General features: G+C 60.9%; 2 protein-coding genes. Both read left to right on the forward strand.

Annotation, left to right across the window (positions count from 1 at the left end; all coding sequences use genetic code 11):
- The first annotated feature begins 479 nt into the window (after window positions 1-479).
- The gene (locus H5U08_RS15455) at window positions 480-665 is read left to right on the forward strand and encodes a hypothetical protein (protein WP_297035030.1); all 186 of its coding nucleotides are present in this window, start codon (window positions 480-482) and stop codon (window positions 663-665) included.
- 47 nt (window positions 666-712) lie between these two features.
- Window positions 713-2,134, forward strand: a complete 1,422-nt coding sequence (locus H5U08_RS15460) for a sulfatase (RefSeq protein ID WP_297035033.1) — start codon at window positions 713-715, stop codon at window positions 2,132-2,134.
- Window positions 2,135-2,568 lie beyond the last annotated feature (434 nt).

The raw sequence follows: 2,568 nt of genomic DNA on the forward strand, positions 1-2,568 counted from the left end.
GCTAAAGCCCCGCACTCCATATGGAGTGCGGCGATTCATCGCCGCTTTTTCGTGAAGGCTTTAGCCTTCACAACCTTGCCGTTGCCCCGGATGGCACGCGATAACCGGTCGGGCCGATTCATGAATCACCCCGACAACACATGGACCATGGCCGAACCAGATTCCGGTAGGGGCAATTCATGGATTGCCCCTACCAGGGTTCGTGACATCGCATGCCCAACTCACAGCGGGCACGACAAGCGTGCCCCTCCGAAACACCCCTCGGAGGGACCTGCTTGTCAGGTCCGACGAACGCCGATTGATTATCCATTCTTCCGCACCGGACCCGACGAGCGGGGCCCGCCGGAAAAAGGTCTCTCCGGGATGCGCAAAGTCAAAGTTTCAATCTGCCGTGGGGGCCGTTCGTGAATGGTCCCTGCCTGCTGGAAAGCCGGTTCAGGAATTGTCCCGGGAACACGGTGCGCCGTGGTATTTCAGAGGTGTTGGCAAAAGGGAGGCGGGGGCACGCCCACGGCCTGGAAGCGGGGGAGTTCTGGGTGTGTTACAATGAGGACGCCTGTGCGACGTCGGAGGCGGCAGGAGCCTTTCCGGCCAAGCGCGACCGAATGCGCTGCGACGGCGTGCAGGTCGTGTGTGTTCGCGTGATTGGCCCTATTGGCTGGTGATGGCCGTTGGAGATTTTTTTCCTGTTCATGTGTGGGGAGGTGTGATCATGCGCGCGGGTGTGATGTGGCTTGCGTGTCTGGGTGTGAGTTTGTGGGGGTTGCCGTCGGGAGCGGCGGAGCCGCAGCGGCCCAATTTTCTCATCATCATGGCGGACGACTGCACGTACAACGATCTACCCGTCTACGGTGGCCAGAACGCTTTCACCCCCAACATCGATCGCCTTGCCCGGGAGGGATTGGTCTTCGATCGGGCGTATTTGAGCATGGCCATGTGTCAGCCCTGCCGGGCCGAGCTGTACACGGGCCTTTATCCGATGCGGAACGGGTGTTGCTGGAACCATTCGGCGTCGCGGCCGGGGATTCGCAGTCTGCCCCATTACCTTTCCGCGCTGGGCTACAGGACGGGGCTGGCGGGCAAGGTGCACGTCGCACCAAAGACGGTTTTTCCATTCGAAGACGTTCCGGGATTTTGCCCAAATTGCACCGCCGACCCCACGCCTCCGCATAACGTCGAGGGGATTCGAGAATTCATGACGCGGAAGAAGGATCAACCCTTCTGCCTGATTGTGGCGTTGGTGGAGCCGCACGTTCCCTGGGTGATGGGAGATCGTTCCCGCTACCCGGTGCGGAACCTCAAGCTGCCGCCTCATATCGCGGACACACCGAAAACGCGGGAAGACTTTGCCGCGTATCTGGCGGAAATCACCTACATGGACAGTCAGGTGGGAGACATCCTGCGGGTGCTGGAGGGAGCGGGACTCCGCGATTCGACGCTCGTGCTGTTTACCTCGGAGCAGGGGGCCCAATTCCCCGGCTGCAAATGGACGAACTGGAACCTTGGGGTCCACACGGCCCTCATCGCGCGATGGCCGGGGCATGTGCCCGCCGGACGCCGGACGGCGGCCCTCGTTCAGTACGCAGACGTGGTCCCCACGCTCATTGAACTTGCCGGTGGCAATCCTGCGGATTTTGGACCGCTGGACGGGACGAGCTTTCGCGACGTGCTGCTGGGGCGAAAAGATGAACATCGCCGCTATGCCTATTTTGCCCACAATAATTTTCCGGAAGGCCCGCCGTACCCCATTCGCTCCGTCACTGACGGCGAATGGCACTACATCCGAAATCTGACGCCGCAGGAGATCTATATCGAGAAACACCTCATGGGCGAGCTCGGGGGTTCCAGAATTCACAACAGATACTGGCCGACCTGGGTGGCCAACTCGTGGGACAATCCCGCCATTTATGGGCTGGTCAAGCGCTACATGGTGCGTCCAGCGGAAGAACTCTATCGGGTTTCTGAGGACCCTTACGAGATGACGAATCTTGCGGGTCGGGCGGAGTTCGCCGAGGTCAAGGCCCGGCTGGCCAAAGAACTCGATCGCTGGCTGGCGGAGCAAAAAGACCCAGGCGTGCCGCTGGATACCCCGGAAGCCCACAAAGCCATGAAGGAGGGCCATCCGCTTTTTTGAACAGTCGGTCACGGGATCGACGCCGCAGCCACGGCGTCCCTGAGGCGAGATGGCTCGGCGTGGGACTCGGCCCGGCAGGCCTCGTGGTCTGCTTCAGCCCGGCTTTTGCACAAACCTATCACATGTCCCGAGCGCGACATGCTGTAGGGGCCATTCATGAATGGCCCCTACCGGGGTTGGTAATGCCTCATCGCCAAGTGAGACCGGGCACAACAAGCGTGCCCCTCCGATTTTTCGAAAACCCTTCGCGCCGAAACACCCCTCGGAGGGACCTGCTCGTCAGGTCCGTTTTTCCCGGAGGGACCTGCCTGTCAGGTCCGTCGTTTAACGTTTGATCATCCACTGTCTTTCCCCGGGGACTGAAGTCCCGCGGGGAAAGCGGGGCTAAAGCCCCGCACTCCATATGGAGTGCGGCGATTCATCGCCGCTTTTTC

The organism is Thermogutta sp., assembly GCF_014359955.1.
GTDB lineage: Bacteria > Planctomycetota > Planctomycetia > Pirellulales > Thermoguttaceae > Thermogutta.

Excerpts from the sequence above, each read along its gene's own strand:
- H5U08_RS15460 (WP_297035033.1), top strand. The coding sequence starts at position 713 with ATGCGCGCGGGTGTGATGTGGCTTGCGTGTCTGGGTGTGAGTTTGTGG.